Here is a 25142-nt window from a genome sequence, read left to right as displayed (position 1 = left end):
GTGACGGCAAATGATCGGCTACGGTGCTGATCCGGGCTTTGAAAGTTGGATTTGATGTTCCTACGACGCTTAAGACTCGAAAATATTCGCTCGATTGCCACGCTCGATATGAGCTTCGAGCAGGGCGACGGCAAGACAAGACCGTGGACCTTTCTGCTCGGCGAGAACGGGTCAGGCAAAAGCACTGTTTTGCGCTGTATCGCGCTGGTGCTCTCCGGCAGTGAGGCATTGCCCGAGATTTTGGGTGACCACGACTGGTGGATACGTGAAGGCCAGCCCAGAGCCTTCATCGAGGTTGATATCGTCACGGCTAAGAACGAGCCGAGGACAGCGCGCCTTGAATTCAACCGCGGAGCGGGAACTTTTAAATTCCTCACCGACAACAAGCAGACATTGGAAGAACTTGACGCCGCGCTTAGCCATGCGTCACGCAACTATTTTGTCGTTGGCTATGGTGTCAATCGCCGCGCGGCGCCAGAAGGCAGCAACTTCAATATTACGAGTTCGATGTACCGCACCACTCGATCGCAAGCCGTCGCTACATTGTTCTCAGCTTCCGCAGCTCTTGTCTCACTTGAACAGTGGGCGATCGATCTGGACTATCGCCGCGGTGAGCAGGGGCTAGGGGTTGTGCGTCAAGCGCTCGATTCACTGCTACCTGGTGTCACCTTCACGGGAGTGGATAAGGAGCGTCGAAAGCTACGCTTCAACACACCCGATGGCGTCTTGCCCTTAGACTTGCTGAGCGATGGCTATCAGGCGATGGCTGCATGGTGCGGGGATCTTCTCTTTCGCATCACAGAGACCTTCAAAGACTATGACAGGGCGCTAGCTGCGCGCGGACTGCTGCTCATTGACGAGTTGGATTTGCATTTACACCCGCTCTGGCAAAGACACCTGGTTGATTTCCTCAAGACAACCCTACCGAAATTTCAATTTGTGACTACTACCCATTCACCGCTAACAGTGCATCAAGCCGGAGAGGGGGAGTTGTTTGTGCTACGGCGGCAACCGGAGAATACCGGCCCGTCGGCCCTCCAAGCATTTTCAGGTGCACCAAATCGGTTGATGCTTCATCAGCTCATTCAAAGCCCGATTTTCGGGCTGGATACACTTGATTCACCCCAAGTCGCACAAGTACGGCGCGAAATTCGTGTGCTGAAGGGGCTGCCTGCGAGCGACAGCAGCAGGGAAATGAAAACCGACGTTCAACCTGCAAAGACCGCGGCGGGACGCGCCAGCCAAATCCGCGCTCGCGAGGCGCAGCTCTCAACTCTCGCAGATCGCTCTACCGTCCCAGGCTATTTGCAGCCAACGAACAAGCTCCTTGAGCGCATTGCCGCTGAACTTGAATCCTCGGGAAATGCGGAGGGATCGAGGGCCAAAGCGCTGCAACAAGTGGTCAAGAACACCCGGTCCGCGAAGAACAAATGATCCGGCTCTTGCGAAAACGGGGAGCGGCATCTTTCCCGACAGACTTTGTCGGTGCCAAGCTCAGGGAGAAGCACGTCGATCTCGTCGAGCGCTATTTTGTAGGCGTCGTCGCGGATAAACCGATGGCGTTCATCTCCGCAAAATGGAAGTCGGCCAAGACGAAGGTGCGGGCGGATACGGCTGGTAAATGTGCATATTGTGAAGCTGCGACGTCGACGGTCGCACATGGTGACGTCGAACATTTTCGCCCTAAGGGCATCTATTGGTGGCTGGCCTATGACTTCGACAATTATCTGTTTGCCTGCCAGATTTGTAATCAAATCTACAAGAGTGATTCTTTCCCTGTAACACCCGACATTCGTCTGGTCGCGCCGGCAATGCCGGCAGCGATCCCCAACGAAGCCGCCGCCTTAGCCGCGCTCGCTACGACGCTCATGGTTGATGCATCACTAGCCACGGATGACGACGTCCGTGGACGATGGGAGGGCGAAGACGCTGACTTGGTCCATCCCTACCTGGAGGATCCGGAAATCCTCTTCATCTATGAAGCCGACCCTAGCAACGAAGAGGTCTGGCTCCGGCCCGGCAACCACGCACGCTCGGCTCGGGCTTACGCGGCATCAGAAAAATTCCTTGGGCTTAACCGCGAAGAGCTTCGGCGCGATCGGTATGGATTTTATTCGACGTTAGCGGTCTTCAGGACCGTGATCGACAACGGAGCCGTCCCTCCGGGAACTCTCAAGGCCATCGACAAAGAGCTCACTCGACTGACGCTGCCAAAAGCCCCGTTTGCCGGAATGTCTCGCTATTTTCTTCGTACGTGGGGATTACTATAGTCTGGCGGCTTTACCGCTTTCGTTCGGTCACGAAACGATGATCTGCAATTCATAGGTGGCTCGCTCAACTGGCTGGCACGGTGGGCTACATTGCTGAACCGAGTAGATGGCTTTGAATCGGGGAGAGATGGTCTTGGCCATCTCTCCCCCGCGAATGCCGCCTGCGCAGAGCGGGGTCGCCCGCTCGCAAGGCGGTGAATGATTCTCACCGCCTGACCGGATCCGATCCGCCCCGCTCGACGCGCAGCCCAGCTCCGCTCGCCGGCATTCGCCCCCCTCTCTGCCGCGCGCTCACGCGCCCCCGGAAGGCATGCCGAGGGGCATGCCTTCGGCATGTTAAGGGAAAGGAACCCAAACCATGACGACCAATGCAAACAACACGAGGACCGGAACTGCCAGCGAGAGCGGCACCGAGGTTTTCATTCCGCTGAACAAGCTGAAGAAGTCGCCCCGCAATGCGCGCAAGACGCCGCATAGCGAAGCGATCATCGAAGCCTATGCGGCCAGCATCGCCGCCAAGGGCATCCTGCAAAACCTTGTGGTTGAGCCGGAGTTTGACGGTGAGGGGGCAGAAACCGGCTTCTATCTCGTCAGCATCGGCGAAGGTCGCAGGCTAGCGCAGCTGCTTCGCGTCAAGCTTAAGCAGATCAAAAAAACCGAGCTTGTCCGCTGCGTCATCGACACCGTGAATGATGCGCATGAGATCAGCCTGGACGAGAATGTCACCCGCGAGGCGATGCACCCCGCTGACCAGTTCGAGGCGTTCCGGCGTCTCAATGAAGAACGCGGCTGGGGCGCGGAAGAAATCGCCGCCCGCTTTGGTGTGACCGCGCACGTGGTGCGGCAGCGTCTGCGGCTTGGTTCTGTCAGCCCCAAGCTGATGCAGGTCTATCGCGATGGCGATCTGACCCTCGACCAGTTGATGGCCTTCGCCATCACCGAGGATCATGCAAGGCAGGAGCAGGTTTTTGACAACCTCACCTACAATCGCGATGCCTACATCATCCGCCGTGAACTGACGCGAACCCATGTCGCGGCTAGCGATCGCCGTGCCGTCTTCATCGGCGCGGAAGCCTACATGGAGGCAGGCGGCGCCATCCTGCGCGACCTGTTCACCGAGGATCGCGGCGGCTTCTATGACGATACGGCCTTGCTCGACCAGATGGTGATCGAGAAGCTGCAAGGTATCGCAGAAACCATCAAGGAGGCTGAAAGCTGGAAATGGGCGGATGTCCATATCGACTATCCGCATGCGCACGGTCTGCGCCGTACCTATCCGCAACCGGTGGCTTTGTCTGAGGAGGACGAAGCTGCCTATGCGGAGGCGTTGAACACGTTCAACCTGCTGACGGAAGAATGGAGCAGCGCCGAGGAACTGCCTGACGATGTCGATAAGCGTTTTGGCAGGCTTGAGGCTGAGATCGAGCGCATCGATGCTTTGCGACACGCTTACGCCCCGAATGTCATTGCGCACGGTGGTGTGTTCGTCGTGCTTTCTCATGAGGGGACGGCTCGCATCGAACGCGGTTTCGTCAGGGTGGAAGACGATCAGCTGGAAACGGAAGTGCAGGATGGCAGCGATGGCTACACCATCAACGGTGAAGGTGAGATCATCGAGGACGATATCGGGCCGGACCGTGATGGCGATAGCGACGACGAAGCGGAGGATGCCGGCAAGCCGCTGTCCGATCTTCTCGTCCGCGACCTGACCGCGCACCGGACGCTCGGCCTTCGCCTTGCACTCGGCGAACACCCGGACGTTGCACTGATCGCCGTCACGCACACGCTTGCAGCACAGGCTTTCTATCAGGGCGCGGAAGTCCATTGTCTCGAAATCCGGCCGACCAGCACTTACCTTGCCGGCCACGCGGATGGCATCGAGGACACGGCAGCGGCCAAGGCGCTGGCGGATCGTCATGCGGGATGGGCGGTGGACATGCCGGTCGATGTGGCCGACTTATGGGGCTTCATTGCTTCGCTCGACCATGCCAGCGTCATGGCGCTGTTTGGGCATTGCGCCTCGCTCACCGTTAACGCCGTCAAGCAACCTTGGGAGCGCAAGCCGCGCGCCCACGAAACGGCGGACAGGTTGGCAACGGCGGTCGAGCTCGACATGACGGCACATTGGAGGCCGACCGTACGCACCTATCTCGGGCGGATCACGAAAGCGCATATCCTCGCAGCAGTGTGCGAGGCGGTGAGCGATGAGGCAGCGGACAGGCTGTCGTCAATGAAGAAGCAACCGATGGCCGAAGCCGCCGAACAGTTGCTGGCTGGAACCGGCTGGCTCCCGGTACTCATGCGCACAACGGAGGCCGCCACGCTTCGGGAGGCGGATGCCGTTAGCGGTGAGGGAGCGGTCGAAGCAAACGAGCCACCAGCGGCAGACCTTGCTTCTCCGCATGAGATGGACCTGGCTGCAGACGATAGTGGCAGCGGCGCCGAAGCGGGCGATCCTCTCCATATCGCAGCCGAGTGATACCGAAAAGGCCGGAGCCGCTTTGGGCGGCTCCGGCCACCTCTTTGAACCGGCAAGAGAATTTTCCGGCCGCGCGGAAGCGCGGCCGGGGACCTCGACAGCACGACAACGTCAGTCGTAGCTAAGAGAAGCCACTTCGAACGCGATACGCTTCAGCCCGACGACGCGACGGTGGCGGACTTTCTCGGCGAAACTCTAGCACGGCATCCAGGGTTCACTGTTGGTTGATCACGCGGCAACGCTGCGGAGGATCAGATGCAGATGCATCGTCCGCGCGGTGATCTCGACCAGCCTCGCATAGATCGGAGCGGGGAGGCGCGGATCATCTGCTTGATGGGGCGGTAGTCGCTGCCCTGGCGCAGATATGAATTTCCATGCCGCATCGAATGCAAACGGGGTCAGGGCGAAGAACGGCGAGAGCCTGGACCTTCCATTGTCACCATCATATTTCCGCGGGAAAGTGATAACTGCCTTGCCGAGTGTAAGCGTCCGCACTGATCCAAGAGCCTTTTGCGCTGTGAATCCCGTTGACCGCCATTGCGGCGGTTCCTCTTCGTCTGGCAAGCCACGCCCACGGCGTCCTCGAATGGATTGGGTCTGACCGAAGACCGGCTTCGCCTCGATCGCTTCCCGCAACAGCGGCGCTGCGTTTTCTTCCCCTGTCCGCTGCGCGGCCATTCCTCGCGGTCCAGGAAAGCCTCGCGCCGCCGTCTTACACTTCGTTTCAGCCCCTTCGGGATGCGGACCGATCGTCTCCGGTCTCACGACCACCATCGAGGCCGCGATGGGCGCGGCTCGATCAACAGAAGGAACCACCGCAATGGCTACGATCGGCATCTTCACCAGCACCGCAAAGGGCTTCAAGGGCTCCGTCAAGACCCTCAACCTCAACGTCAAGACCGTGGATTTCGTCCCCGCCGAAGGCGACAACGAGAAGGGTCCGGACTACCGCATCTTCGCCGGCGCCACCGAATTCGGTGCGGCCTGGAAGAAGACATCGCGCGAGGGCCGTGATTATCACTCCGTCAAGCTCGACGATCCGAGCTTCCCCGCTCCGATCTATGCGAGCCTGGTCGAGACCGAAACCCAGGGCGAGTTTTCGCTCATCTGGTCTCGCCGCACCGCCGAGTGAAATCGGGACCGCTAAAAAGAAACCCCGGCGCGCCGCGCCGGGGTTTCGCCATGCTCAGTCCGCCACCGCCCGATCGTAACCAGTCCGATGAAGGAGGCTAGGCCTTGGCAGTAACTTTACGCGTTTTCTTGACTGGCGACTTTGCGGCCACCGTCGCGACTGTCGCTGCAGCAGCGCGAGGCATCCGTTTCGGTTTCTGCACCTTGGCTGCTTCGGGTGCCGCCGGCTTGCGCCCGAGCCCGGCTGCCTTCGCCAGCGCCGAGCGGGCGGCGGCGTAGTTCGGTGCCACCATCGGATAATCGGCAGGCAGGCTCCACTTCTGCCGGTATTCCTCAGGGCTCAGATTGTAATGCGTGGCGAGGTGCCGTTTCAGCGATTTGAACTTCTTTCCGTCTTCCAGACAGATGATGTAGTCCGGCGTCACCGACTTCCTGATCGATACGGCTGGCTCCAGTTTCACCACAGGTTCGGCCACCGGTGTGCCGACGTTATGCAGAGCGGCATGGATATCGCCAATCAGTTTCGGCAGCTCTGCCACCGGCACCGGGTTGTTCGACACATAGGCGGCGACGATATCGGCGGTGATCGATACGAGATCTGTCTTGCTCTGCTGGTCATCGGACATGGTCATGAAGTCTTCCTCTTGGTTCTCTCGGGCAACAACAAAAATGTGTGTGGCCGTCTATCTGATCAATCAGGCAAATAATCCGTTATCTTCCCGATGATCTCACTCGCGGCGGACATCAAGCCGGCAGGCACCACTACCATGATCTGATCGCCGCCGACCAACTCTGGCGATCGTTTTTAGGGAAGCGAGGAGAACTTTCCCCTCGCTTCCCCGCCATTGCCGCCTGTGCAGAGCAGGGCCGCCGGCTCGCAAAGCGGCCGACTGGCACAACCATCAACATCAAATTCATTCGCTCCGCTCGACCGTGCAGCCCGGCCCCGCGCGCCGGCAATGGCCCCCATCACTCCCGCGCGCTCACGCGCCCCCGGAAGGCATGCCGCAGGGACATGCCTTCGGCATTGACGGAAAAGGAGTGACCACAATGAACATGACCACGAACACCAATTGCGTCCACAACAACCAACACCAGCCGGTTTCGGGCGCCTTTGGCGTCGACATTTCACGCGGCGAGCGCATCGGGCGCGTTTCCTCGGAATGGTTCTCGCGCCCCGACGATGAGCGCTATCTGTCGCTGACTGAGCTCTATGATGCGGTGCGCACGCGCGCGGATCGTGCCACGGCCCGAACCGTTGAGAGCCGCGCGGTTCGCGTCGAGGCAAGCCGGGACAATGCCGAGCGGCTTTCGCTCATCGTTCCTGGACAGGAGCAGACGATCGCACCCACACATTGGAGCTTCGGTCAGCTATGCAGCCTTGTCGGCGCGCCTGCCACCTACATGCGCCAGCTTCCCGCTCCGCTTGCAGGCATTAACCTGCAGCACGGCCTGCTCAATCATCGCGCCGAGCTTGTCAAAACCTTGGAAGCGGAAGATGGGCGCATCGAGCTTCGCGCCGTCACCGGCCCCGATTACGGCCGCATCTGGGATCACGAGCTTGTTGCCGCCGTCATGAAGATCGCCGGCAACGGTACCGGAGACACCATGTGGAAAGTACCGGGCGTTCTGGATTGGGCGACCATGACGCATAACCCATTCGTGGATATCACCAGGGAAACGACTACGCTATACGCCAGTGACCGCGACGTGTTCCTGTTTCTGGTGGACGACACCCACCCCATTGAAGCCGGACGCCTGCCGAACGGAGAGCCGGATTTGTATTTCCGGGGATTTTATTGCTGGAATTCGGAAGTCGGCAGCAAGACGCTCGGCATCGCGTCCTTCTATCTCCGCGCCGTTTGTATGAACCGCAATCTTTGGGGCGTCGAGGGCTTCGAGGAAATCAGCATCCGGCATTCGAAATTCGCAGCGAAGCGGTTTGCCCATGAGGCAGCGCCTGCCTTGACCAGTTTCGCCAACTCTTCGCCGGCGCCGTTTATCGCCGGTATCAAGGCCGCTCGCGAGAAGATCGTCGCCCGCAGCGACGACGAGCGCGAAACCTTCCTGCGCAAGCGCGGGTTCTCCAAGGCTGAAACCGGCAAGGTCATTGAGGCTGTCTTGCAGCAAGAGGGCAAGCCACCCGAAAGCATTTTTGATTTCGTGCAGGGCATGACTGCACACGCCCGCAGCAAGGCGCATCAGGATAGCCGGCTTGAGCTGGAAGGCAGGGCGAAAGCGTTGCTCGAAAAGGCCGCGTGATAGTGACGACGCCGCGCGGCCGGACATCCGGCCGCGCGACTAATCGTGGAACCTTTGATCGATCAGTGAAGCACACCGGTTGCGGCCATACCAGGTTGCGGCCGCGGCTCGCCGGGCTCCGCCCGGCTCGCGAAATCACACACAGACGGTTTCCAAAAGACGAATACCTAGTATATTGGGTGGCAGTATATTAGGTGGCCGGCGACTCCTCCCGAATGATCTTGCGGGAGAGAGTAGCGAAGAATCTACGCCGGCTGAGACATGCCACTGGCTTGTCGCAGGAGGAGCTCGCGGATCGTGCCGACGTCAATCGCAACTATGTCGGTATGCTTGAGCGCGAGGAGCACGCAGCCACTATCGATATGCTCGAAAAGCTCGCCGCAGTTCTGGACGTCGACCCCATCGAATTCTTCCGCACAGACGGCTGATCAGCCACGAAGCGCCTCAAAGGGATTCGACCCTGGTCGCTGTCCGATTTCCGATGAGCAACGAAATACCAGCAGGGCATCTCGACTTGATCCCATGGCGGATCATGTGCGCCATGCTTAAGCCGCTGCTCGATCCCGATGTCGCCGACGTCGCGCCGAATGCCCCGATCCTGACCGGCTATGACGAGGAGCGGCTGCTCACGTATATCCGCCTACTCGACGCGGCGGCGGAAGATGCGGATTGGCGCGAGGTGGCCAGGATCGTCCTCCATATAGACCCTGACCAGGACTCGGAGCGGGCATTCCGGTCGTGGGAGACGCATCTTGCCCGCGCCCGCTGGATGACCACGAACGGCTACCGATATCTTCTGGCCGGCGGTGCGCCACACTGAAACCCACCGGCTCGATGGTTTGCTGATTCAGCAAAGCGGTTTGCCGACTCTCTGACTACCCAAAGGAACTGGCACTTCGGAAGCTGATTGCCAGGCTCGCGACCAAACGCGGGCTCCGATGGGGACCGTTGCCATGTCGCGAAGCGATTGGACCGATCCGGCGGCATACGAGCACATGCGCGGCTACGAAGCCGCCGAGTTCGCCGCCGAATATCTGATCCGGAACGCTGACTTCGCCGTCGAATGCGACCGGCAGGCTTCTGTTGCAGCGACACGAGGAGAACTCATCGGCTCGCCGGACTTCGCCTTCCGTTGGGGCGCGCGATTTCGCGATCGATGGTGATGAGCCTCTAGCACCTGAACACATCGTCTGGACGGAAGAGGCCTCACCAAGGGTTCTTCGCGCTACGGGGTTGCGGGGCACTGGATCCTCGCAGCCGGCCCTTCAACCTACCCAACTCAGAACGGCTCACAGCTGGACCGAAGACGAGCAAGTTCATGTTCTCTGGCCGTCCGCATCGACGACGCATCACATCGTCTCTAGTGAATCTGACGGTCTGCTCGACATCAACGCCATTATCCTGCCGCTCGACGATAACTTCGAAATACGACTCGACGCCGCGCGCCGGTTCTGGCGTGCGGCGAACGGCCGTCCGCCTGGCGCTCGCTATGGTGCCCTACCTCAACAAACCAGGCTGAGGCACATTCTCAATCTGCGCGCCCATGACGGAAGGGGCGCTCAGGCTCCCTATCGCCGACTCGCGGAGGAGCTGCTGTCCCGCGAGCCCATCGCCCCGCGCGACTGGCGCGACCATCATCTTCGCCACAAGGTGAGGGCGATCCTGCGACGGGCCGACAGCCTGGTAGCCGGCGGCTATCGCGACCTTCTCCTCTACCCCGAAAGCCGCAGCCGCAAATCCGGCCGCTGAGATTTTCCGCCGGGGGTAGCAAAAACGCGCCCGCGATCTTTGCCCTCCCTCCCATTTTCTCAATTCGGCCATCGTCCGTTTCGCGCGTCCCGGCAGGCCAGGGCGACAGCAGAACCGAATGGAGATCGAGCGATGTCGAAGGGTCCCGCGGACGCGCCCCAAAAATATCTTCGGACCAAGGAGGCCGCCCCTATCGTTGGCCTCTGCGCCCGGACACTGGAAAAACACCGGACCTACGGGACCGGCCCCAAATATCGCAAGGTCGGCGGGCGCGTGCTCTACGACATCGATGACCTGCGTGCCTGGATCGAGCTCGGCGCGCGCACCTCCACCAGCGACACAAATGCCACCTACGTTCCGCCGGCAAAGCCGCATGCGGCGCGCGCGCCAGCCTACGCCGGCAAGTCACGCTGAAACTTCCAGCTCTGTGGGATTTGGACATGCGACCACCACCGACTGACCTGGAGCCGATTGCGCTGTTTCATGCGCGTCCCGGCAAGATGGCCTTGCGCGATGCGCAGGACCTGATGGCCTGGCCATTCTTCTCGCTCGCCAAATCGCGCCGCATAACACCGATCGTTTTCCGCATGGGTGAAGTTGCCATCCATGTCGAGGCGACCGTCGAGCACGGCATGGCGACGATCTGGGATGCCGATATCCTGATCTGGGCAGCCTCGCAGATCGTCGATGCCCGTGACAACGGATTGCGGACCTCGCGCATGATGGCGGCGACGCCGCACGAAATCTTGACATTCATCGGTCGCGGCACGTCTGCCCACGAATATTTTCTGCTCAAGGCAGCGCTCGACCGGCTGCAGTCCACCACCGTCGCCACCTCGATCCGGCAACCCACGGAGCAGCGCATGCACCGCTTCTCCTGGATCAACGAATGGAAGGAACGGGCCGACCATCGCGCTCGACCGCTTGGTATCGAGCTTGTCCTACCCGACTGGTTCTATGCCGGCATCATGGTCGACGCCTTTGTGCTCACCATCGACCGTGCCTATTTCGATCTGACCGGCGGCATCGAGCGTTGGCTCTATCGCCTGGTCCGCAAGCATGGCGGCCGACAGGCGCAGGGTTGGTCGTTCGACCTGCGCCATCTGCACGTCAAATCCGGCAGCTTGTCTGCCTATAAGCGGTTCGCGTTCGAGGTTCGCGGCATCGTTCGCCGGCAATCCTTGCCGGGCTATCGGCTTGCGCTGGGTGTAACGCAGGCCGGCGAACCTCTGCTCACTTTCAAGGCTTGCCATCCCGACCCTTTCAACCGCTTCGGCAAGGTCAGGGCGGCGGAGGACAAGCTGTGAATCAACTCGTCACTTCAGGAACCCCCAGACACGGGATTTCAGGAACCCGATCCTCGTCATTTCGGGAACCCAAACCGCAATCAACCCATGGAACCGAAAGACGAATTCACGCCTCTAACTTATCTAACTTCGAATCCTTCGGATTCTTTCTAACGGAGCGTTCGGCGCCGACAAGCTGTGAACGACCGTCGGAACGAGATCGCCCGTTCACATGCGGAGAAATCGAGATCCGCTCACATGGCGGTCAGCTACGTCCTACGCACGCCGTTGCAACTGCCCACCTACTGCAGTGGAGGACGCAATGAGCGACCTCACGCATGTAGAACTGCTCTGGCTCAAGAAGCGGATCGAGAACTACATCCGCTTCGGCAAAACCGTCGAGAACAGGATCATCGACAAAAGCCGACGCGTCGTCGCTTTCGCGCCTGGCGGTATCTTTGCCTTTGTCCGATGGATGGCAAACGACTTTGGGACCGTCGCCTCACGCATCGATATTCTGCGCGCTGTCAGTGCCGGCAAGCGCTGTTCGACGATCGCCTATGTGCGGCCCGGCGCCGACATTCTGCTGACCAGCGTTGGGTGGCCAAATGTCGAGAGAGTGCTCGAGATCATCGATGCCATCGAAGCGCTCGGCATCGACGCCATAGACGTTCCGCCGGAATATTGGCGGCACGTCCACAGCCGGCTCGTCGCGCGCGAAAGCCCCAGGCCCTACACGCGGCAGCGCCACGAAGCGTGGCTGCTGCGCCGCCGGATTTTGCCGTGACCGCCCGCCACAAGATCATCGCGGCAATGTTCATAGGCGCGACGCTTGCCGTCGCCCCGGCCTTGAGCAGACTTACGCCCTGGTTGATCTGGAACGCATCGGCGAGCGTTCCGATCGGCCTCTATCGCATTGCGCCGGATAACGTGGTTGAAGTCGGCGACATCGCCGTCGTCATGCCGCCCGAACCGCTGGCCGGCTTCCTCGCCGAACGCACATATCTGCCGCACGGCGTGCCGCTCTTGAAACATGTCCTGGCGCTGGGCGGACAAACCGTTTGTCGTAGTGGCGCGGCCATCACAGCGCACGGCACGATCTACGGAACCGCGCTCGACCACGACAGCAAGGGTCGGCCATTGCCTGCCTGGCAGGGCTGTCATGTGCTTGCCGATGGCGAAGTGTTCTTCATGAACTGGCGAGTGGCCGACAGTTTTGACAGTCGGTATTTCGGCCCAGTCCCCATCACCAACATCATTGGTCGCGCGGTCCCCATCTGGACCACCGACCGCACATCTCCGGCGCAGGATGCTTCCGGCGAACCGGCTCCCGGCGAGCCATGACGGCTCGTTCTCTCACCACGAAAGGACAAGTGACATGAGTCAGATCGGCACCTTCACTCGCAACGATGACGGCTTCTTCGGCAGCATCTGTACTCTGACGATTGACGCCAAGCTCGCCATCCTGCCTGTCGAGAAATCGGATGCGGAAAATGCACCGGAACACCGTATCTATTGCGACGGCGTCGAGGTCGGCGCGGCGTGGGATCGCACCGGGGAGAAGGCTGGCGCCTATCTCTCGGTGCTCATCGACGATCCGTCCTTCACGCAGCCGATCCGCGCCAACCTGTTCCAGGTCCCCACGGAAAAGGACGTCTGGAACCTGCACTGGAGCCGACCTTCGAAACGCGAAGAGCGAGCCTGAGTCCGATGGTTCGATCGCGCGTCATCGATCTTACCCAGGCAAACCCTTTGATCGATCGGGCGGCGGTCAAACCCTTCGACCCGATCGCCGGTCAGGCGGCCGTCGCGCGCAGCGGAGGTCAAGGGCGGCCGGACGCTTGTCCATCGATTGAGGCGTTGTTTGCGCTGCCACGCATAGGACGCAGGTCCGGTCGGCGGAGCCTTGCCCTTGACGGAAGCAAGCACGGCGGCAGGCTGTCGGCGTGTCGGCACGATGGTGCGCGCGCCACCATTCACCGATGCATTGCGATGCTCTCGGCATGCGCTTTCTTCGCGCTTGGTTCTGCGGTCGGCGCAGCGGAGGCACCGTCATCATCTGTGCAGAAATCCTGCGCCGCAAGTGCGGTCGGGACGAGTGGCGAGTGGTCCGCTTACGTCTGTGAGGGCGCCAAGCTTTTCGATCTGCCCGAGCGATGGATACGCGCCGTGATGTATGTCGAAAGCGGCGGGGATGTCCGCGCCGTCTCGTCCGAAGGCGCAATGGGACTCATGCAGATCATGCCGGCGACATGGGAAGAACTGCGCATCAAACACAATCTCGGGAAGGATCCATTCGCGCCCCGTGACAACATCCTGGCCGGGGCGGCCTATCTGCGCGAGATGCTCGATCGGTTCGGTCCGAATGGTTTTCTCGCCGCCTACAATGCCGGGCCGCAACGCTATCAGGAACATCTTTCCAAGGGTCGACCGCTGCCTCGTGAGACGATCGACTACGTTGCGAAGCTTATTCCGCTGATCAAGGGACCTGTTAAGGTTCCGCCCAACTCGCGAGGATTGGGCACCAGGTCGAGCGCAGATCGTTCGCAGCTTTTTGAGCGGGGCGCTGCTGCGACAAATGGCACCGTTTCGCATGGCAGCGAACACGTCGATCGCGTCGACCAAACGATGTTCACGCAGATCCGTTCAGCCGATATGCCGCTGCAGATCGACACTGCGGTGAACGATCTGACGGCGCTCGAACCGCCGCCGGACACCGCATCCGAGGCTGCTCGTACCACACTGATGCCGGATGCAAACAACCTCTTCATCATGCGATCGCGCGGTGCATCCCGATGAGTGCCAGGTTTGTCGTGTTTCGCGCTGTGGCCTGTTCCGTCGCAGGACTGGCGGCGGAAGGGAGTGTGATCAGAGAAGTCAGGGAGGGATGGCAAGATAAAAGGCCGCGATGTGCGGCCCGGTCGGTTGGTTGCGTTGATTGGCGTTTTTCAAACATTTTGCACATCGCGCATAATCGGCGCACCTCGCGGTTTCGAATTTTCTTCAACCATTTCAACGTCAGCTACACATCGCTAGCGAGTTCTCCGTGAGCCGGGACGAGGATTTCCGCGTCCGGCCCGGCCGTATTCGTTCCGGACAAAGTCAGCGGGCGAGGCCCTTTGTCGCCCAGGCTCTTGCTGCCGCCCAGAAAGCTGGCGGACGCATCGCGCGCGATGGCAGGATCACGGCCGGGCGGGGTTCGCATTTCGGGCGTGGTCGCGTGGCAAGCGTACGGGCCAACCGCCTTATCGCGAACCACTCTCGTTTCGTGACCGTCAAGGCGCTGGTGGTTCGGCACAAGGGGCAAACAGCATCGCTTGCCCGGCACCTCAATTACCTGCGCCGCGACGGCGTCACGCGCGACGGCGAGAAGGCTCGCATGTTCGGTGCTGAAACTGATGGCGCCAACGCGAGGGAGTTCACCGAGCGGTGCAAAGACGACCGGCACCACTTCCGCTTTATCGTTTCTCCAGAAGACGCCGTCGAAGTGGTTGACTTGAAATCCTTCACCCGCGATCTGATGACCCGGATGGAAAAGGACCTTGGGACAAGTCTCGACTGGCTGGCAGTCGATCATTGGAACACCGACAACCCGCATATCCATATCATCCTGCGCGGCCGGACCGATGACGGTCAGGATCTGGTCATTTCCCGGGACTATATCAAGCAGGGAATGCGCAGCCGCGCCGAGGATCTGATCACGCAGGAACTCGGGCCCCGCAGCGATCTCGATATCCGTCGGTCATTGGCGAGACATATCGATGCCGAACGCTGGACACCGCTCGACCGGCAACTGGTGCGCGATGCCGATAGACAGGGCGTCATCGACGTTGCCGCTTTGCCGGGTCGGAAGACTGACGAGTATCTGACCCTGAAGGTTGGTCGCCTGCGCAAGTTGGAAAGCCTTGGCCTCGCGCACTCGATCGACCCTTTCCAATGGACAATATCCGATGAAGCAGAGGCCACCCTGCGTGCACTTGGCGAGCGAGATGACCTCATCAAGCGTATGCACCGAAGCCTCGCCGCCCATGGTCTCGACCGAGGCGCGGTTGACTACGCCCTTGCTGGCGAGGCGAGCGGCGTGCCGATTGTCGGAAGGCTGCTCGATCGAGGCATCGATGATGAGTTGCGTGGTTCCGCCTACGCGATTGTCGACGGCATCGATGGCCGGACCCATCACATTCGCTTCCACGATCTGGACGCCACCGGAGATTCGGCGCCGAGCTCCATCGTTGAGCTTCGGCGCTATGACGATGCGAAAGGCCGTAGCCGCGTCGCCCTTGCAGTCCGCTCCGATCTGCCAGTCGCTGAGCAAATTACTGCCGACGGGGCAACCTGGCTGGACCGAAAACTCATCGCACGCGAGTCTTCAAAGCTGGGCGAGGGTGGCTTCGGTCACGAGGTGAGGAAAGCGCTCAATGCACGCACCGAGCATCTGATCGAGCAAGGTCTCGCCCATCGAACCAATCAGCGCGTAACGCTAGCCCGCAACCTGATCGGCACTCTACGTGATCGGGAAGTTGATGCACTCGGTCAGCGGCTCGCATCCGAAACCGGGCTTCCATTCATGAGGCCTAAGGATGGCGACAACGTCTCGGGCATCTACAGCCGGCGTTTCTCACTCGCCTCGGGCCGGTTCGCGATGATCGAAGATGGGCTTGGCTTCCGGCTGGTGCCCTGGTCGCCGTCTATCGAGAAGCAGTTCGAGCAACATGTCGTGGGCATCGTACGAGGCGATGGCGGCATCGACTGGTCGTTCGCTCGAAAGCGCGGACTTGGACTTTGATGGAGTGGCGCAGGCAGAACGAGCCCGAGCCTTGGCGATGCTATTAAGTACGATTTAATCCCGCCAGCGCTCTCGAGTGGAGTGTATTACTCTCGATTGCGAATTTCGCCCCAGACGGCTACGGCCTGTCCCATTGTCGCATCGCGCTATGGCTGGAGAAGTGCACCACCGTATTGAGCCCAAATGCGTTCGCAGTCCCACTTCCTCAAGCTTGGCGTTCCTGGTTCCCCATATAGGACCATTGCACCGCGAACGTCGTATCCCAGCACGGACGCATTGGCGACGAACTGGATGGCGCGTCCTAAGCTGATGGCGCCGATCCTGACTTCAATTTTGCTGGTGAGATCAATCACTCCAAAAATCTCCGCGCCTGCGTCTCTGCCGGCCAAAACCGCCATTGACATCGCATCGTCCAAGGCAAGGAGCATTGCAGGAGTTCCCCGTAGCAGCGCTAGCTAACTTGGATGCGGGGATTTTGTTCCGCGTCCCGCAAAGAATCTGAGATCAACCACCAGTTAAAGCAGCGTAGGGGTCTGGCCGTTCATGCCAAATGATTCGCAGGAGAACGCAACGGTCGACCGCCGCCGACCATTCGCGTCTCTTCGCATGGGAGCTCGCTATACCGCGAGGCGGAGACCGCGACGGCACGACTTCCAAGTACCATGTTTTGAACAGCAGCTTCGCGCCTCATTTCGGCCGTCGAGGTCCAACTTTGCGTCTGCCTGAAAGCAGACATCCCCGACGACTATGGGCTTGGCTAGGTTGAGGTCCTCACGCTGCCGGCTTTCCTCCGGTCTCGCGGCCTTGTCATACGGCCTCGGAGAGGAGGAGGTTTGGACCGCTCCCCCACAAGGGAACGGTCCCGCCATTCTATACCGCCTGAACGGTGCCTCGACCGACGAGGCTGATGTCGTCCGGATTGATGAGGTCTGAACTCGTCCAGCCGGAAAGATCATACTCGCTCATGCAGTCCTTCACGATCGATTGCATCGAGGCCAGATCTCCGGTCGCGGTGGCGGCGTTCAGGGTTTCGATCCTCAGGTTCTCGTAGTTGCCGGCATAGTTTCGTTCATACAGTTCGTGGCGTCCGCCGAATTCGGTTCCGATGGCGTCCCAAAGCAGTTTCAGCAGTTTGACGCGATCGAGCGCTGCATAACCGTTCGAACCGCGCACGAAGCGGTCGAGATAGGGCCGGATCGCCTCGCTCTCGAAATCGGCCGAACTCGACGGCAGGTAGATCAGGCCGCTGGCGACGTGCCGTTCGATGAGTTCCTTGATCCTGGGGTAAGCCATCGGTGCCAGCACGCGGTAGGCAAGGCCGGCATTGAGGTTGGGGAGGTTGTAGCCGTCGGTACCGTCCCATGGAACCGGCGATTTGACCATGGCGTCGCCGAGCGCATGGAAGGTGTTGCGCCATGCGATGACTTCGCCGACGCCTGCCTGGACGCCGCGGAAGTCCTTTGATCCCGTCGCCTCAACAGCCATCGAAAACAATCCGGCGATGAAGTCCAATTTTACCGACAGGCGCGTCAGGCCATGCAGGGTGAAGCGCGGGACGAAGCCGGATGCCGGGAAGAACTGGTTGATCTTGTCGACGTCGCCATAGACGAAGATGTTCTCCCACGGAACCAGAACCTTGTCGAAGACCAGGATGGAGTCATTCTCGTCCAGACGGCTGGAGAGCGGATAGTCGAAGGGCGATCCGGTTGCCGCCGCGTTGAACTCGTAGGACGAGCGCGCGATCAGCTTGATGCCGGGCGAGTCCATGGGCGCGGTGAAAATCAGCGCGAAGGACTTGTCCTTGATCGGGATGCCGTAATGGGCGATGAAATTGTAGTGGGTCAGCGCCGAGCCGGTCGCCACGACTTTCGCGCCCGACACCACCACCCCCTTGTCCGTTTCCTTGTCCACATGCATGAACACGTCGCGGACTTCCTCGATCGGACGGTCCCGGTCGATCGGAGGGTTGACGATGGCGTGGTTCCAGTAGTCGAGACGTTCCTGGGTGCGGGCATACCAGTTGCGGGCGTTCCCGGCATAGTCTCCGTAGAAGGCCGAATTGGCGCCGAGCGTGCCGAGGAAAGAAGCCTTGTAGTCGGGCGAACGTCCCATCCAACCGTAGGAAACCTTCTGCAATTCGGCGATCGCATCGCGCGACCTGACCAGATCTTCGGTGGTCTTGGAGCCGAGGAAAAAGGGGTGTGTCAGCTTCCCTGAACCGGTGTCCGTCAACACGCCGATCTCGTTCTGCTTTTCGTGGAAGCGGTCATACCAGCGCGCAACCATGCGGGCCGAGTTGCGGAACGCCGGATGTCGGGTGACATTCTTGACGCGCTCGCCATAGATGTAGATTTCACGGCCGTCCTGGATGCTCTCCAGGAATTCGGAACCGGTGTAGGCATCGGTGCCTGGTGCTTGGGTATCAAGCACCGGCTTGGCAGCCAGATTATGCATATCCTGTACTCCTCCATTGGGCCGGACCAGGCATTCGCTAGCCGGAGTCGGGCTTAAAAAAGGGTTCCTCGTCCCTTTCGAGACCGGAGGCTACGCGCCGATGAAGTGCTAATGATAGGTATCATGCGATACCGGATCGAGCATCGCTGGCGTCGCCACCTAGCGTTAGATTTCGTTCGTCGACTGTGCCGAGAGGAAGGCGCCCCCGGTCGCGAACATGGGAGGAGACCATGGTTCACCGCAGAGAAATCGAGACGTCCGTTCATCGTGAGGACGTGCTCAGGCTTTCCGCCAGCGTCCTGACGATCGGGTCGTTCGACGGCGTGCATCGCGGGCATCAGGAACTGATCGAAACGGCGGTCATCACGGCCCGCAAGCTCGGTATCGCGTCGGTGGTCTACACGTTCGACCCGCCTCCCAAGGCGCTGCTGTGCGGCGTCCGGCCGCTGACGTCGATCGAGGACAAGGTGGCGAGGATCAGCCTGCTGGGACCGGACCACATCATCGTCGCTCGCTTCGATGCGGCGTATCGGGCCCGCACGGCAGGTGAGTTCGTCGGCGAGATCGGCGCACTGACGCCGCGGGTCATCTGGGTCGGGGCAGACTTCCGGTTCGGTTCCTGCAAGAGCGGCGATCCACTGCTCCTCGCTCGCTACTTCGACACCTGCATCCTTCCGGCCGTGCGTTGCGAGGCCGGAGAGATCGTGTCGAGCTCGCGTATCCGCGCCCTGAGGGCCGCGGGACGTTCTATCGAGGCCGAGATACTCGAAGGCTGGTCCGGCCGGCCATACGCGCGTGCTGTTCATGCAAGCGGAGGATCACATGTCACAGCTTGAGCAACGCACGTTCCGCGACGCATGCGGACTTTTCGCCACGGGGGTCAACGTCATCACCACCCATTGGGATGGACACGACCACGGGATGACCGCCAATGCATTCATGTCGATCTCGCTCGACCCGCCGCTAATTGCGATCTCGATCGCCGAGAAGGCGCGCATGCTTGGAAAGATACAGGCCTCGGGCCGATTTGCGGTCAGTGTTCTGGCGTCCGGCAAGGACAAGATCGCCTGGCATTTTGCAGGCAAGCCCAATCCCGAGCTTCACAGTCTGTTCGATTCACTCGACGGGCTGCCGGTGGTCCGCGGCGCGCTCGCCACCTTTTCGGCGGAGGTTCGCGACGAGATCCTTGCAGGCGATCACACGATCTTCGTCGGCCACGTCCGGGCGCTCAACTGGGACAGCAATGCCGATCCGCTGCTGTTCTTCAAAGGCAAGTTCGGCCCGCCCGAAGACACCCGCAAGGCCCCTGCAAGCATGCCGCAGATCGAAACTGAACTCATGTGGTGACCCCAAAAAGAAACCCACGCTGCCATTCAAGGAGGAAAATATGCGCAATGTGACCCAGCAAAACATCTCGGACGTTGTGATTGCAGCCTTGTCTTCGGACATCCCGGCGCGCAATCGCCAGATTCTCGAGAGCCTGATCCGGCACATCCATGCGTTTTGTATCGAAACCAAGGTGACCCATGCCGAACTGATCCAGGCCTGCCAGTTCCTCGTTCGCGCCGGCCACATCTCGGATGACGCCCGCAACGAATTCATCCTGCTTTCCGACATCCTCGGAATAGAGGTCCTCGTCGACATGCTCGACCACACCGTCACGGACGGCGAAAGCGAGTCGACCGTGCTTGGGCCATTCTATCGCGAGAATCCGCCGGTGCTGCCGAAAGGCGCCTCGATCGTCCAGAAGAGCTTCGAAGGCTGTCAGAGCGTGCGCGTCAGCGGCGCAATCAGCGACACGTCTGGGCGGCCCATTCCGGGCGTCATAATCGATGTGTGGGAAGACGCTCCGAACGGCCTCTACGAACAGCAGGATCCTGACCAGCCCGACTATAATTTGCGGGGCCGTTTCCTGACCGATGAAGAGGGCCGGTACGAATTCGTCGGTATCCGCCCGGCGCCGTATCCAATTCCCTACGATGGGGCGGCCGGCGAGTTGCTGAACTATATGGGCCACCATCCGTGGCGGCCGGGGCATATCCACTTCATGATCCAGAAGGACGGTTACCAAAGCCTGGTCTCGCAGATCTACGACGCCGACACGAAGTACCTCGACAACGATGCGGTCTTCGCCGTCAAGGAAAGCCTGATCGGCAAGTTGCACAAAGCGCCTGCCGGCTCGGACACGGACCTGGTCATGGAATTCGACTTCAAGCTCAAGCCAAAGGCTGCCGCAATCGCCGTCGCGGCCGAATAACAGTCAGCAATCGACCCGCCTGGTGCTTGCCCAGGCGGGTTCTCCCGAGGGCAGTCGGTATGTCGATCATCGTCACCGAAAACATTCCACCCCGCGCCGCTCCCATCGAGCTTGGGCGCGACACGCGGATCAGATCGATTGCCGCGACCATCATCGAGGCGCCTACAGTTCGGCGCCACAAGCTTTCGAATACCGAGATAGCGCACCAAGGGTTCGTCCTCGTACGCGTCCAGCTTGAAAACGGCGTTACCGGGATTGGTGAGGCCTCCACGCTCGGAGGACCGCGTTGGGCCGAAGAAAGCGTGGAATCTATCTGGGCCGCCATAGCGATCTACCTCGAACCTGCGCTCGTTGGTCAGAACGCCATGCTCTTCGAAGCCAATGCCGTGCGCATGGCCAAGGCGGCAACGCGCAATTTCGCGGCAAAAGCAGCGGTGGAGTCGGCGCTCTTCGACGCCGTCGGCCATACGCTCGGCCTGCCCGTCAGTGCCTTGCTTGGCGGACAGGTCAGAGATCGGATGGGTGTCATCTGGGCTCTTGCTTCGGGTGATGCCGGGCAGGAACTCGAGGAGGCGAGGGAAAAGCTCCGGCTGCGCCACCACAAGGATTTCAAGATCAAGCTCGGCTTCAACTCGCCTGAGGCCGACATCGTGCGCTTGCAACATCTTCGTGCCGGCCTGGGTGACGACGTGAAGCTGATCGTCGATGTCAATCAGGCGTGGACCGAGGCGCTTTGCATTCGGCTTTTTCCTGCGCTTGAGGAACTCAATGTCGCGTTGATCGAACAGCCCGTTCAAGCAAGCCAGCGCGAAGCGATGGCGCGCGTCGCGGCCCGCACGCACATTCCGCTTCTCATCGACGAGGCTGCGTTCACCAATTCGGAGCTTGCCAGCGTGGCGACGCAGGCCTGCGGCAGCGTCTATTCGCTGAAGCTGGTCAAGAGCGGCGGCCTCCTGGAACTCAAGCGGGCCGCCGGCATCGCCCAGGCGTTCGGAATCGAACTCTACGGCGGCTGCCTGCTGGAGAGCAGCATCGGCGCCGCGGCCCACATGGCCGTCTTCTCGACACTGCCTCGCCTCGAATGGGGAAGCGAACATTTCGGTCCGCGAATACTGGTCGAGGATCTTGTCGCTACGCCGCTGGTGTTCGAGGAGTTCGAAATACGCGTGCCAGCCGGGCCGGGGCTCGGTGTGACGCTAGACGAGGACAAGGTGCGCATGATGGCGCGTAAGATGTGAGACCGACCATGCCGCGCGTTCGAAACTTACGCCAGCGACTCGACGACATGGCGGCCGCCCTCGAGCGGAGACCTCATTTGCTGCGGCTTGGCCGCCTCTTCAACGAAACCATCCTGATCGAGGTCGACCAGGACGAATTCTACCTGACCTTCGAGAAGGGAAGGGTTGTCGAGATCAAGGAAGGTCCGAGCAAGAAGCTTCCTTGGCGGTTTGCGCTGCGAGCGAAGGGCGATGCATTGCGCGAATTCTGGCAACCTCTGCCAAAGCCGGGTTTCCATGACATTTTCGGACTGGTGAAATACGGAAACGGCAGCATCGACGGCGATATCCTGACGCTGGTCAAGAACTTGCGGTACTTCAAGGAATTCATGGCGTTGGGACGCAAGGAGGGTTTCTCATGAAATCTTCGATCGAGCCGATCGTGGGCCGCTATGTCAATCTCACGGTGGGAAATGCCCGGCAGCGCATCTACTTCGAGGAAGCCGGCCAGGGCCGTCCGGTCGTGTGTCTTCACACGGCGGGCGCCGACACGCGGCAGTGGCGGTCCGTCCTGAACGACGAGGCGTTCACCAGATCCCACCGGTTCATCGCCTTCGACATGCCCTGGCACGGAAAGTCGCTGCCGCCGGAGGGGTTCGAGACCGAGGAGTATCTGCTCTCGACCGAGACCTACATGGAGACGGTGCTGGCATTCTGCCGTTCGGCAGGGCTGGAAACGCCTTTGCTGGCCGGATGTTCGATGGGTGGGAGGATTGCGCTGCAACTGGCAGCCCTCCATCCTGAATCCTTTTCGGGTTTCATCGCGATCGAGGCGTCCGATTTCCAGCCGGCATGGTATGATATCGATTGGTTTCACCGGCCCGATGCGCATGGCGGTGAAATGGGCGCCGCCCTGGTCTCGGCTAACATCGCGCCGCAGGCGCCCGACGCAGAGCGTTGGACCACACTGTGGATGTTCATGCAGTCCGGGCCAGGCATTTTTCGGGGAGACCTCAGCTTTTACACGTCCGATGACAGCCTCGTCGGCCGGCTCGCGTCCATCGACACGCGGCGCACGCCCGTCCATATCATGTGCGGTGAGTACGATATGACCTGCACTCCTGAAGACGCGCAACGCACGGCAGGCGCGATCAAGGGTGCCACTCTTGCGATCATGAAGGATCTTGGTCATTTTCCGATGAGCGAGAACCCCGCTGCCTTCAGGGCCTATTTCAAGGAGGCACTGGAAAGGGTCACGCGGGTGCCTGCGCGGCTGATGGATGCCTGACGGACGGCGATGGACTTCAAACGGCTGAGCTATTTCCTGGCAGTGGCCGAAGAACTTCATTTCGGGCGCGCCTCGGCGCGGCTCGGAATTGCTCAGCCTCCATTAAGCCGACAGATCGCCCAGTTCGAAAGGGAGATCGGCGCGGCCCTGTTCGACCGCAGCCGCAGCCAGATTCGGCTCACCCAGGCAGGCGAATTGCTGCTGGAGCGGGCAAGGGAAATCCTCGAACGCGTCGACCAGACGGAACGTGAAGTGATGCGTATCGGGCAGGGCGTCGCGGGACGCCTGCGGATCGCGTTCGTCGGAACGGCAACCTTCGGTGTTCTGCCAAACATCATCAGGGCTTTCCGCGCCGCGCATCCGGATATCGAACTGGCGCTTTCGGCCATGAACAATGCCGAGTTGCGACGAGCCCTGATCCAGCGGGAAATCGACATTGCGGTGGCGCGCCCGTCGATCGATGACGCGGAGGTCAAATCCGAAACGCTCGTGAAGGAACCGCTCGTGCTGGCGCTTCCCGACAGCTATGCCAATCGTGAGCAACCATTCCATCTCGCAGATTTCAAGAATGCTACTTTCGTCCTCTTTCCGCGGCGCCCGCGGCCAAGTTACGCGGACTATGTGCTCGACGTATGCAAGGTTGACGGCTTTGTTCCCGCCTTGCAGGTCATGGCACAGGACTATCTTACGGCGATGAGCCTTGTTTCGGTTGGCGTTGGCATCTCGGTCGTGCCAGCATCGGTTAGCGAAAATCAGCGGCCCGGCATTATTTATCGGAAATACGAAGGCCACAATCCGGGAACCGAGCTTTCACTCAACTATCGACGAGACAACCGCTCGCCGCATTTGTTCGGTTTTCTAGAATTGGCTCGGAAAATGGCGCGAGCTCCGCACTCGGGCCCGCCGGTCTGAATACGTCGCGTTGGCAATGCGATGATCGCGGACATGACCGAAGTGAAACTGGTTTAGCTCAGGGCGTCGCCGCTTTCGCCACCCGCGGGGTCTTGCGGTGGAGTTTGAGCAGGCGCTCGACGCCCCCTCAAGCGAGGGCTTTCGGGCAGCCATTGGCGAGGCAGGAAACGGCGTCGATGAGTTGATACCAGAATGGCAGCTCAGCTGGTCTTCAACGCCAACACCGGACAGTCCGTAGTCGGCCCCACAGCGGTCATGGACGCTTCTACAATTCGCGGTCGACTGGGACGCTAGGGTTCGAACGCAAGACTTCGGACCAGTGGAGCTTGCTGTCGGAGATATTGCCTTTCGTGCCGCGGGGAAGCGCACATGCGCACCGACATGCCGCGCCGGCGCACCAGGCCGTTGTCGGATTTCCCAAGGGAAGAGGTTGGCGACAGGACCTATCGCCTGAGCACAGGTGGAGGTGGTCGGGAGACAATCCTGGCTGTCGAAAGCCGCGAGACAGCGCTGCATCCGCTGCTGGCTCTGATGCCGCCGGTTCTCATAGCTTGCGCTGCGACGACCACCGATGTTGCGCTTCCAGCTATTTTCGGTGCGATGGCCGAGGAGGTGATGAACCACCGCGTAGGCGCATCGACGATACTGGCAAGGCTTGCGGATGTAGTTGTGGCCCAGCTCATCCGCACATGGATCGAAGAACAAACGGAACTGGCTCTCTGCCATGCGCGATCCGAGGATCGGTCGCGCGCTTGCTGAGATCCATCATCAGCCCGGGACAAGACTGGTCCGTAGATGCGCTAGCCAGCCTCGCCAAGTTGTCGCGATCGGCGTTCTGCGATCGTTTCTCGGCGTTGACCGGTATGCCGCCGAGCCCGTACGTGCTCCAGTGGCGAATGCATCTGGCGAGCACTTGGCTACGGTCACGGCGCGTGACGGTATCTGGAGCTGCGTCTGAGCTTGGCTCTAAATCCGAGGCGGCGTTCAGCCGCGCCTTCAAACGACTGAACGGGATATTTCCAAGCCGCATGCGGCAGCGATGAGCTTGAAG

The 25142-nt window shown here is 60.6% G+C and carries 28 protein-coding genes and 1 pseudogene; 25 read left to right on the top strand and 4 right to left on the bottom strand.

Annotation, left to right across the window (positions count from 1 at the left end):
* The first annotated feature begins 54 nt into the window (after window positions 1–54).
* From ACWGTI_RS23515 to ACWGTI_RS23505, 3 genes are all read left to right on the top strand, one after another.
* Window positions 55–1434: an AAA family ATPase gene (locus ACWGTI_RS23515; RefSeq protein ID WP_454589341.1), complete on the top strand. Its 1380-nt coding sequence runs from the start codon at window positions 55–57 to the stop codon at window positions 1432–1434.
* Window positions 1431–2270: a hypothetical protein gene (locus ACWGTI_RS23510; protein WP_454589322.1), complete on the top strand. Its 840-nt coding sequence runs from the start codon at window positions 1431–1433 to the stop codon at window positions 2268–2270. The genes ACWGTI_RS23515 and ACWGTI_RS23510 overlap by 4 nt, the downstream gene beginning before the upstream one ends.
* Window positions 2271–2628: 358 nt before the next feature.
* Window positions 2629–4749: a ParB/RepB/Spo0J family partition protein gene (locus ACWGTI_RS23505; protein WP_454589321.1), complete on the top strand. Its 2121-nt coding sequence runs from the start codon at window positions 2629–2631 to the stop codon at window positions 4747–4749.
* 228 nt (window positions 4750–4977) lie between these two features.
* Here ACWGTI_RS23505 and ACWGTI_RS23500 read toward each other — a convergent pair whose 3' ends face one another.
* Window positions 4978–5586 (bottom strand): hypothetical protein, encoded by a 609-nt coding sequence (locus ACWGTI_RS23500; protein WP_454589320.1) that lies wholly within the window; start codon window positions 5584–5586, stop codon window positions 4978–4980.
* Between ACWGTI_RS23500 and ACWGTI_RS23495 the strand changes: the two genes are divergently transcribed.
* Window positions 5570–5881, top strand: a complete 312-nt coding sequence (locus tag ACWGTI_RS23495; RefSeq protein WP_454589319.1) for a DUF736 domain-containing protein — start codon at window positions 5570–5572, stop codon at window positions 5879–5881. The two genes, ACWGTI_RS23500 and ACWGTI_RS23495, sit on opposite strands and share 17 nt — an antisense overlap.
* 97 nt (window positions 5882–5978) lie before the next feature.
* Here the strand turns inward: ACWGTI_RS23495 and ACWGTI_RS23490 are convergent, their stop codons facing one another.
* Window positions 5979–6506 carry a MucR family transcriptional regulator gene (locus ACWGTI_RS23490; protein WP_454589340.1) on the bottom strand — a complete coding sequence of 176 codons (528 nt, stop codon included), beginning with the start codon at window positions 6504–6506 and terminating at the stop codon, window positions 5979–5981.
* 430 nt (window positions 6507–6936) lie between these two features.
* On the opposite strand from ACWGTI_RS23490, the gene ACWGTI_RS23485 reads away from it, so the two are divergent.
* The 12 genes from ACWGTI_RS23485 to ACWGTI_RS23430 all read left to right on the top strand — a co-directional run bounded on the left by ACWGTI_RS23485 (window position 6937) and on the right by ACWGTI_RS23430 (window position 15963).
* Window positions 6937–8142 (top strand): DUF932 domain-containing protein, encoded by a 1206-nt coding sequence (locus ACWGTI_RS23485; protein ID WP_454589339.1) that lies wholly within the window; start codon window positions 6937–6939, stop codon window positions 8140–8142.
* A gap of 215 nt (window positions 8143–8357) precedes the next feature.
* Window positions 8358–8570, top strand: coding sequence for a helix-turn-helix domain-containing protein (locus tag ACWGTI_RS23480; RefSeq protein ID WP_454589318.1), 213 nt, complete (start codon window positions 8358–8360; stop codon window positions 8568–8570).
* Between the two features lie 113 nt (window positions 8571–8683).
* Window positions 8684–8962 carry a DNA -binding domain-containing protein gene (locus tag ACWGTI_RS23475; RefSeq protein WP_454589317.1) on the top strand — a complete coding sequence of 93 codons (279 nt, stop codon included), beginning with the start codon at window positions 8684–8686 and terminating at the stop codon, window positions 8960–8962.
* Window positions 8963–9080: 118 nt separating this feature from the next.
* Window positions 9081–9305 (top strand): transcriptional regulator domain-containing protein, encoded by a 225-nt coding sequence (locus tag ACWGTI_RS23470; protein ID WP_454589316.1) that lies wholly within the window; start codon window positions 9081–9083, stop codon window positions 9303–9305.
* Between the two features lie 70 nt (window positions 9306–9375).
* Window positions 9376–9891 carry a DUF2285 domain-containing protein gene (locus ACWGTI_RS23465; protein ID WP_454589315.1) on the top strand — a complete coding sequence of 172 codons (516 nt, stop codon included), beginning with the start codon at window positions 9376–9378 and terminating at the stop codon, window positions 9889–9891.
* A 132-nt stretch (window positions 9892–10023) separates the two neighbouring features.
* Entirely contained in the window at window positions 10024–10305 is a 282-nt protein-coding gene (locus ACWGTI_RS23460; protein WP_140717750.1) for a helix-turn-helix transcriptional regulator, read from the top strand.
* 26 nt (window positions 10306–10331) lie between these two features.
* Window positions 10332–11198 carry a replication initiator protein A gene (locus ACWGTI_RS23455; protein WP_454589314.1) on the top strand — a complete coding sequence of 289 codons (867 nt, stop codon included), beginning with the start codon at window positions 10332–10334 and terminating at the stop codon, window positions 11196–11198.
* A gap of 301 nt (window positions 11199–11499) precedes the next feature.
* Window positions 11500–11964, top strand: a complete 465-nt coding sequence (locus ACWGTI_RS23450; RefSeq protein WP_454589313.1) for a DUF2840 domain-containing protein — start codon at window positions 11500–11502, stop codon at window positions 11962–11964.
* The gene (locus ACWGTI_RS23445; protein ID WP_454589312.1) at window positions 11961–12521 is read left to right on the top strand and encodes a S26 family signal peptidase; all 561 of its coding nucleotides are present in this window, start codon (window positions 11961–11963) and stop codon (window positions 12519–12521) included. The genes ACWGTI_RS23450 and ACWGTI_RS23445 overlap by 4 nt, the downstream gene beginning before the upstream one ends.
* A 34-nt stretch (window positions 12522–12555) precedes the next feature.
* Window positions 12556–12882: a DUF736 domain-containing protein gene (locus ACWGTI_RS23440; protein ID WP_454589311.1), complete on the top strand. Its 327-nt coding sequence runs from the start codon at window positions 12556–12558 to the stop codon at window positions 12880–12882.
* Between the two features lie 5 nt (window positions 12883–12887).
* Window positions 12888–13976, top strand: coding sequence for a lytic transglycosylase domain-containing protein (locus ACWGTI_RS23435; RefSeq protein ID WP_454589310.1), 1089 nt, complete (start codon window positions 12888–12890; stop codon window positions 13974–13976).
* Window positions 13977–14223: 247 nt separating this feature from the next.
* Entirely contained in the window at window positions 14224–15963 is a 1740-nt protein-coding gene (locus tag ACWGTI_RS23430; protein WP_454589309.1) for a relaxase/mobilization nuclease domain-containing protein, read from the top strand.
* A 146-nt stretch (window positions 15964–16109) separates the two neighbouring features.
* Here the strand turns inward: ACWGTI_RS23430 and ACWGTI_RS23425 are convergent, their stop codons facing one another.
* Window positions 16110–16391, bottom strand: coding sequence for a hypothetical protein (locus ACWGTI_RS23425; RefSeq protein WP_454589308.1), 282 nt, complete (start codon window positions 16389–16391; stop codon window positions 16110–16112).
* Between the two features lie 442 nt (window positions 16392–16833).
* Window positions 16834–18417 carry a 4-hydroxyphenylacetate 3-hydroxylase N-terminal domain-containing protein gene (locus tag ACWGTI_RS23420; protein WP_454589307.1) on the bottom strand — a complete coding sequence of 528 codons (1584 nt, stop codon included), beginning with the start codon at window positions 18415–18417 and terminating at the stop codon, window positions 16834–16836.
* Window positions 18418–18647: 230 nt separating this feature from the next.
* Here ACWGTI_RS23420 and ACWGTI_RS23415 point away from each other — a divergent pair, with 230 nt between their 5' ends.
* The 9 genes and pseudogenes from ACWGTI_RS23415 to ACWGTI_RS23375 all read left to right on the top strand — a co-directional run bounded on the left by ACWGTI_RS23415 (window position 18648) and on the right by ACWGTI_RS23375 (window position 25134).
* Entirely contained in the window at window positions 18648–19253 is a 606-nt protein-coding gene (locus ACWGTI_RS23415; protein WP_454589306.1) for an FAD synthetase, read from the top strand.
* Window positions 19240–19764 (top strand): flavin reductase family protein, encoded by a 525-nt coding sequence (locus ACWGTI_RS23410; protein ID WP_454589305.1) that lies wholly within the window; start codon window positions 19240–19242, stop codon window positions 19762–19764. Before ACWGTI_RS23415 ends, ACWGTI_RS23410 begins: the two co-directional genes overlap by 14 nt.
* A gap of 40 nt (window positions 19765–19804) precedes the next feature.
* Window positions 19805–20674 carry a dioxygenase family protein gene (locus ACWGTI_RS23405; protein ID WP_320309725.1) on the top strand — a complete coding sequence of 290 codons (870 nt, stop codon included), beginning with the start codon at window positions 19805–19807 and terminating at the stop codon, window positions 20672–20674.
* Between the two features lie 59 nt (window positions 20675–20733).
* Window positions 20734–21912, top strand: coding sequence for a muconate/chloromuconate family cycloisomerase (locus ACWGTI_RS23400; protein WP_454589304.1), 1179 nt, complete (start codon window positions 20734–20736; stop codon window positions 21910–21912).
* Window positions 21913–21989: 77 nt separating this feature from the next.
* Window positions 21990–22313, top strand: a complete 324-nt coding sequence (locus ACWGTI_RS23395) for a hypothetical protein (RefSeq protein ID WP_292482149.1) — start codon at window positions 21990–21992, stop codon at window positions 22311–22313.
* Window positions 22310–23179 (top strand): alpha/beta fold hydrolase, encoded by an 870-nt coding sequence (locus tag ACWGTI_RS23390; RefSeq protein ID WP_454589303.1) that lies wholly within the window; start codon window positions 22310–22312, stop codon window positions 23177–23179. Before ACWGTI_RS23395 ends, ACWGTI_RS23390 begins: the two co-directional genes overlap by 4 nt.
* A gap of 9 nt (window positions 23180–23188) precedes the next feature.
* Complete coding sequence (locus tag ACWGTI_RS23385) at window positions 23189–24091, top strand: LysR substrate-binding domain-containing protein (RefSeq protein WP_454589302.1); 903 nt, start codon at window positions 23189–23191, stop codon at window positions 24089–24091.
* A gap of 366 nt (window positions 24092–24457) precedes the next feature.
* A pseudogene (locus tag ACWGTI_RS23380) lies at window positions 24458–24850 on the top strand (cupin domain-containing protein); the annotation flags it as partial.
* The gene (locus tag ACWGTI_RS23375; protein WP_454589301.1) at window positions 24781–25134 is read left to right on the top strand and encodes a helix-turn-helix domain-containing protein; all 354 of its coding nucleotides are present in this window, start codon (window positions 24781–24783) and stop codon (window positions 25132–25134) included. The pseudogene ACWGTI_RS23380 and the gene ACWGTI_RS23375, both read left to right, overlap by 70 nt.
* The last annotated feature ends 8 nt before the right edge of the window (window positions 25135–25142 follow it).

The sequence above is a fragment of the Mesorhizobium sp. ArgA1 genome, assembly GCF_053714375.1.
The sequence above is the reverse complement of the archived record's forward strand: the minus strand, read 5'-3'. Positions and strand labels throughout refer to the sequence as shown.